This is a genomic window from Candidatus Obscuribacterales bacterium (genome assembly GCA_036703605.1).
Lineage (GTDB): Bacteria > Cyanobacteriota > Cyanobacteriia > RECH01 > RECH01 > RECH01.
Genome location: DATNRH010000836.1, coordinates 1 through 6,859, shown reverse-complemented (window position 1 = coordinate 6,859; position 6,859 = coordinate 1). Strand labels below are relative to the sequence as shown.

At 54.5% G+C, this 6,859-nt stretch carries 6 protein-coding genes; 5 read left to right on the top strand and 1 reads right to left on the bottom strand.

Translation table 11 applies throughout. The features are described from left to right. Together V6D20_17305 and V6D20_17300 are read left to right on the top strand one after the other, a co-directional pair. On the top strand, positions 1-235 hold a 235-nt coding region (locus V6D20_17305; protein ID HEY9817540.1), incomplete at its 5' end, for a sigma factor-like helix-turn-helix DNA-binding protein. A 373-nt stretch (positions 236-608) separates the two neighbouring features. Then, positions 609-1,061: a nitrate reductase associated protein gene (locus V6D20_17300; GenBank protein ID HEY9817539.1), complete on the top strand. Its 453-nt coding sequence runs from the start codon at positions 609-611 to the stop codon at positions 1,059-1,061. A 384-nt stretch (positions 1,062-1,445) separates the two neighbouring features. On the opposite strand, the gene V6D20_17295 is transcribed toward V6D20_17300, so the two are convergent. Then, a complete protein-coding gene (locus V6D20_17295; GenBank protein ID HEY9817538.1) occupies positions 1,446-2,045 on the bottom strand; it encodes a GIY-YIG nuclease family protein in 600 nt (199 codons plus the stop codon). Positions 2,046-2,432: 387 nt separating this feature from the next. Here V6D20_17295 and V6D20_17290 point away from each other — a divergent pair, with 387 nt between their 5' ends. From V6D20_17290 to V6D20_17280, 3 genes are all read left to right on the top strand, one after another. Next, positions 2,433-4,709: a response regulator gene (locus V6D20_17290; protein HEY9817537.1), complete on the top strand. Its 2,277-nt coding sequence runs from the start codon at positions 2,433-2,435 to the stop codon at positions 4,707-4,709. Positions 4,710-5,034: 325 nt separating this feature from the next. Further along, positions 5,035-5,850 (top strand): FAD binding domain-containing protein, encoded by an 816-nt coding sequence (locus tag V6D20_17285; protein HEY9817536.1) that lies wholly within the window; start codon positions 5,035-5,037, stop codon positions 5,848-5,850. Between the two features lie 18 nt (positions 5,851-5,868). Then, positions 5,869-6,859: 2Fe-2S iron-sulfur cluster-binding protein (locus tag V6D20_17280; GenBank protein ID HEY9817535.1), on the top strand; the 991-nt coding region annotated here is incomplete at its 3' end.

The window sequence follows — 6,859 nt, the reverse complement described above, 5'->3', positions numbered from 1 at the left end:
TGACTCGATGATGCGCCAAGACATCTACGCCATCCTAGGGGAAGTTTTGAACGAACGAGAGCGGGATATTATTGCTCTGCGCTATGGTCTACAAACGGGTGAATCCCATACCCTAGAAGAGGTAGGTGGATTATTCAATCTATCTCGGGAACGGGTACGGCAAATTCAAACTAAGGCGATGCGGAAGCTACGACGTCCCCAGGTAGCGGCGCGACTACGGGGCTGGTTGCGCTAGGGGGCAAGGAGTCAGTCTGGTAGACCGATCCTCCTAGATGAATGCTCAAACGTTTGAACTTCTCCAGGGTTTCTGGATGGCCTAGCCCATGGGACGATGGCTATAGGGTTGGACGATCGCGTCCAACTCCTTGCTCCTCCTGTCTAACGTTTCTCCTCTTTTCCCATGCCTACCGATTTGATCCCTTTCCTGGCCGGCATCAGCTTACTGATTCTCTACCTCCTATGGTCTGCCGCTACCGAAATGGGTACCAAGCCTTGGCGAAAATGACAGCCAAGCAATGGCGCACTGAATGGCACACTAGATCTAGACCCATATCTAGACCCATCGAGACTCTGGGTTTGTGCTCTCTGATGGCTGTTATGCCCAACCGATGATGACTTTTTTTCAATTTGAAGCAGACTTTGTTGAATCCCTGCGCTGCATTCCCATGCAGATTCGCTACAAGCTCGATACCTGCGGCGTTAAGCTCAAACTCACCCATTGGCATCATCTCAGCCAGGGCGATCGCCAGACCCTCCTAGAGTTGCCCTGCGAGTCGCCAGCGGAGAGCGATCACTATCGTCAGGCTCTCCAGCAGATGATCACCCAATCCACAGGACAACCCGCTGGTGAACTGCCCTGTGATCCAGCTCCGCCCTGGCTCGATGCCCAAAGCATTCCCGACAGCGTCCAAGCCAAGGCCGAAGAATGCCAAGTGGCGATCGCCCTCCCTCAATGGGCAGACCTGACTCCACTCCAGCGCTTTGCCCTGATCAAACTCAGTCGCTCTGGCCATGAGAATCGTAATTTTGTGCCCGCGCTGCAGGAATTTGGTGTTCTTTAGCAGGGGCGGTCGTCACCTCGTGTTCAAGTCCTAGACCTATGTCTTCATGGTCTAACTTATCAGTCCAACCAGGATGATCCTAGCGGCCATTTTGCTTATCCTTACCCATAGGACGCGGATTAATCCTCTGACATTACTGACTAACTGAATCTTGAATAGCCAGTTAAAGATCGTCATAAATAAAGACCGCACACATGCCGCGTAGATCGTCCAATGGGAAATCGAAGGCTAAATCTTGAGGATAGTTATTTTTAACGAACCGAGAACGGTCATTCTGTACATGACCCTCAGTTACAATGCGCCAGCAGCACGATCGCCGATCAATCGCTCACGCAAATATAGCCATATAGTGTTATGACTATGTCGTCAATTTTCTGGAGCTTTCTATGAGCCCGTAGTAAAGGGTGTCCCCCAGAATGTCCAGTTCTCCTTATTAAAGGGCGATCGCCATTTGTGGATCAGAGCAGACTCCAGTCGCTGCCGTTGGCGGGTATCTGCCGGTGCATCACGCCAAAAGGCGATATTTAACGAGGAGGGGCGTTGGTGCCGCTGATGGATTTGGCGATAGTTCATCAGATAGCGCTTACAGTCATGCAGTCCTTTCCAGCGCTGGTTGGACTTCACCGTTTCGCCTACGTAGAGCAAGATGGGCACGGTGCAGTCAATCACAAAATAGAGAGCCGCAACGCCAGCGTCATCAGCCTTCCAGCGCCAGAATTCGGCATTTTGGCGCGGCAACTGAAAGGGATCGATCGCCTCCGCATCGAGGAGCGGTTCGGCAGCAGTGTCAAACAAGCTGGTCTGCTGCAGTGGCGGAGTAATCGTGACGGTACGTTGAAAGGCAGCGATCGCTTCTATCCAATGCACTAAGGCATCATGGCTCATTTCTAAACTCGGTTCTACCAGCGTTGGCCGCTGCAATGTCCGCAAATGGTCAGCAGAAAAGAGAGATATCTGGGTCTTAGATTCGGGGGCATTCATCATGGGGGCGATCGCAGGTCTAGGGGACGTTCAAACAGGAATAGTCAGGCAAGGCTGGCAAGGCATCGATCAAAAATCCACCGCCACTATAGCCCACATCCAACACCCAATCTCACCTTCTCATCCTAGGCTCACCCTTCCATCTAGTGCCCACCGTTCAAGCTAAGACGACAGGTGATCGATGGGGCGATCGCCTCTTAATTTGCCCAGTATGTGTTCGATTCTGAGTTTTGGCGGAATACTAAGTAGAGATGGGCTTAATTTTTTATCCAGAGAGTATTGGGTTGCTGCCATCTAGCTCGTCCACATTGGCTACGTTCTCCTAGGTGTGAGTGTGCCAAACCCTACTCTAGAAACGAACGCTGTCATCTTGTTATCCAGTTAAGGTCTATGACATCTCCTAATGCCAATCTTCTGGTTATTGATGATCAAATTGATCACGTGCGGATGATGTCGGCCCTCTTGATTCAGCATGGCTACGACGTGCGTAAAGCCCTTTCGGGCAAAATGGCGCTTAGTACCATCCAAGCAGAGCGGCCAGACTTGATCTTGCTGGATGTTCGGATGCCGGACATGGATGGCTATGAACTCTGCGCCACCCTCAAGTCTCAACCGGATACCTGTGATATTCCGGTGATTTTCTTGAGTGCCGAGGATCAGAGTCAGGAAAAGGTTCGGGCCTTTGAAGTGGGTGCCGTGGATTACATCACGAAACCTGTTCAAACGGGAGAAATCCTAGCGCGTATCTCCTGCCAGCTTACGATTGTGCGTCAAAAGCAACAGCTTTTAGATCAAAATAAACGCTTGCAGCAGCAGGAAGACTTGATGCGCCAGGGCATGCGGCAAGAACGGCTGTTGCGCCTGATCACCCAGCGGATTCGCCAATCACTCCAACTCCAAGACATTCTTAATGCTGCTGTGTCGGAAGTGCAGCAATTGTTGGCTACCGATCGCGCTTTGATTTTCCGTTTCCAGGCTAACTGGAGCGGTACGGTCATTGCTGAAGCCGTCAGCTATCCAGCCTTGAGCATCATCGGTGAAACCATCCACGATCCGTGCTTTGCTTCACAATGGCATCGCCCTTATGAACAGGGGCATATCCGCGCCATTGATGACATCACACAGGCATCCCTGCAGGCCTGTCACGTCGAGATGCTGGAGACCCTACAGGTCAAGGCCAATCTGGTGGTGCCGATCCTGCAAGCTGAGAATCTATGGGGCTTGTTGATCGTGCAGCACTGCAAGCAGCCTCGTGCCTGGCAATCTTGGGAGGCATCGATGCTCCAGCAATTAGCTAGTCAACTGGCGATCGCCATCCAGCAGTCAGAACTACACCATCAGCTCCAGCATCTCAATAATGATCTAGAGCGTCAGGTGAAAGCTCGTACCACCGAGCTGCAAATTGCCTTTGAGTTTGAAGACACCCTGAAGCGGATTACCGATAAGGTGCGCGATACCTTGGATGAAGATCTGATTTTCGAAACGGCCGTGCGTGAGCTCACCCAGGCTCTGGGCGTCTGTGGCTGTAATGCCTCTCGCTACAATCTACAAACCGGACTAGCCACGGTGGTTTATGAATACACCACCCTGCCCGGCGGAGATTACAAAGATCGGAGTGTGGCGCTCTCCGCCTTTCCAGAACTCTACCAACCCTTAATGCAGGGCGAGTCGATTCAATTCTGTTCCCTCTTACCCAATGTCGATCGCGGCCCAGTAGTCTCCCTAGCCTGTCCTATCTTTGATGATCAAGGCATTCTTGGTGATCTTTGGTTGATTGATCACACCTACCAGGCTCGCTCGGAGCAGGATCTACGGCTGGTGCGACAGGTGGCCAATCAATGTGCGATCGCCATCCGTCAAGCTCGGCTTTATCAATCGGCCCAGGCCCAGGTGCAAAATCTCGAACGCCTTAATCTCCTCAAGGATGATTTCCTGAGCACCATTTCCCACGAACTGCGCACCCCCCTAGCCAGCATTCGCGTCGCCACCCAGATGCTGCAAATTACCTTCGAGCAACTGGGGATCACCGACGAGCGGGCTAATCGCTACCTAAGCATTCTCCACCAGGAATCGATTCAAGAGATTTCCTTGATTAACGATCTGCTGGACTTGCAGCATCTGGATGCCGGCACCAAACCCTTAGAACTCGACACCATTGATCTAAAAGCATGGTCAGCCTCTATCGTAGAAACTTTTCACATTCGGGCAGAAGCCCAGCAGCAGACCTTTGAAGCCGAGATTGCTGAGAACTTGCCGCCCATTGTTACCGATCCGGCTAGCCTGAAGCGCATCATGACCGAATTACTAAACAATGCCTGTAAATACACCCCACCGGGCGATCGCATCTTGCTTGCTGTGCAGGTCAAAGACAACCAGCTCCACCTGAGGTTTCAAAACTTTGGTGTGCAGATTCCCGATAGTGAACTGCCCTATATTTTCGATAAGTTCTATCGCATCACCAACAGCGATCGCTGGAAACACGGCGGCACCGGTCTAGGGCTCACCCTCACGAAGAAGCTGGTGGAATATCTCGGTGGCACCATCCAGGTCTACTCCCCAGACCAGTCAACCTGTTTCACCATTTGCCTGCCCCTACGCCCCGCCCGCCTGCCTGAGGAGGATTGGTTACTCGCCGATATGTTGACCGATGACCATTACAACCGATGACTATTACCCATGACGATCCGTAGGCGGGCTCGATTTAATGCCAAGTGAGCGGGTTTCGGCGTTGATCAACCCTTTTCTCATCAAGATTTGAGCATTGATCAACGTCGAAGACCGATGACCATGACCCATGAAGCCAAGTGGCCGGGTTTCGACGTCGCTCAACCCTCTTCTTCTACGGATCTGAGCATTGATCAACGTCGAAATACTGGCCCATCGTTTGTCCTCTCACGTATGAGCCTGGATTAGCCCACCAGGGAGTATGGGGGAATACACTTTCCTCTCCCTAGAGACCGCTATGGTGGAGGGTGCTAGATACTCAGCCACCATGGACTTACACAGTGTTGATACCTATCGTCGTCCCAAAACCCTCCAAGAACTGGGGGATTGGCAACCTACCTGGGCTTGGCTAGCCGGAGGCACTTGGCTGTTTACCGAACCCCAACCCCAGGTGCAAACTCTAGTCGATATGCAGGCGTTAGGCTGGGATGAGTTAACGGTGACACCTACCGGTTTGACCCTCGGGGCCACCTGTCCCATGCAGCGGCTGATCAGCGATCGCCTCCCAGAACCCTGGACTGCCATGCAGGCCCTGCAGCAAGGCGTGCAGGAACTGGCCTCGTTCAAAGTGCAAACCCTGGCGACCGTGGCGGGCAATCTTTGCTTGGCGCTGCCGGCGGGTACCTTTGCGCCGGTGATGGTGCTGCTGGATGCCGAGTATGAGCTGTGGACACCAGCGGGGGCGATGCGGCGGGTGCCGGCCCAGCAGTTTCAAACGGGGGCAAGGCAGACGATCTTGCAGCCGGGGGAGGTGCTACGCTCCATGCATATTCCTGCCCAGTCTATGACCTGGACTACCAGCTATCACCGGTTTTGCTCGGCATCAGCGGGATTGGCGATCGCCCTGGTGACAGCGGCCTACGATCCCGTGGCGCAACAGGTGCGGTTTTGCATTGGCGCATCGGTGGGCCGGCCTTATCTGGTGCAAGCCGAGGGCATTCCCACGATCCCTCAGCTTGCCGATTTATTAGACGCTCAGATTCCCGCCAGTGCCTACCTCGACGACACCCTAGCCAGCGCCGCCTATCGTCGCCATCTTACCCAGGTGCTGATGGGCCGTGCCCTTGCCGATCTACCTTGCTAATCCCCGCACATGCCACCTATGACAGAGTCTTTTTCCCTTCAGGTCAATCATCAAACCCATGCTGTTTCCTGCACAGCGGGCAGTAGTCTCCTCAGTCTGTTGCGCCAGCAGGGCTATATGGGGGTGCATCGGGTCTGTGAAACCGGTGATTGTGGTAGCTGCACTATCTGGGTGGATGGCGAGGCAGTGCATAGCTGTATCTACCCCGCTCGCCGGGCCGAGGGGCGATCGCTCACCACCATTGAAGGGCTGGGGGGCGACAGTCCCATGCAGCAAGCGTTTTTACAGGAGCAGGGATTTCAGTGTGGCTACTGCACGCCGGGCATGATCATGAGTGCGGAGAAGATGACCGCCACTACCCCGGAGGCGATCCGCCAGCAGATGGACGGCAACCTCTGTCGCTGCACCGGCTATCAGGCGATCGTGGCTAGTATTGCGGCGGGTAAACAGGGCGTAGATCGGACATCCGAGACTAGTATCTGCGATCGCGTCGGCGAGAATGTTCCGAAGCAGGATGGCCCAGACATCGTCAGCGGCGCGCCGGTCTACACCGATGACATTGCCCCAGCGGGCCTGCTGCACTTGAAGGTGGTGCGATCGCCCCATGCCCATGCCCGCCTGCGTCGTATTGATACCCAGAAAGCCAAGGCTCTGCCCGGCGTGGTGCTGGTGCTCACCCATGAGGACGCGGAACGCCGCCCCTACTCCACCGCTGGCCATGGTGCGCCGGTGCCCGATCCCCACGATCACTATCTGCTGGACAACAAAGTCCGGTTTGTGGGCGATCGCGTGGCGGCGGTGGTGGCTGAAACTGAAGCGATCGCCATCCAGGCCTGTGAGTTAATCGACGTAGACTACGAACTATTGCCCCCGGTGCTTGACCCGGTGCTGGCCATGGGCGATCGCGCCCTGGAGATGCTGCCCGATCGATCGTCCCCGCCGGCCCCGCCCGTGATCCACGATGAGCCGGAGTCGTTCCAAATCCACGACGCGGCCCATAATATTGCCG

Coding starts and splice junctions, on each gene's coding strand:
- V6D20_17295 (HEY9817538.1), bottom strand. CDS start 2,045: ATGATGAATGCCCCCGAATCTAAGACCCAGATATCTCTCTTTTCTGCT.
- V6D20_17300 (HEY9817539.1), top strand. CDS start 609: ATGATGACTTTTTTTCAATTTGAAGCAGACTTTGTTGAATCCCTGCGC.
- V6D20_17285 (HEY9817536.1), top strand. CDS start 5,035: ATGGACTTACACAGTGTTGATACCTATCGTCGTCCCAAAACCCTCCAA.
- V6D20_17290 (HEY9817537.1), top strand. CDS start 2,433: ATGACATCTCCTAATGCCAATCTTCTGGTTATTGATGATCAAATTGAT.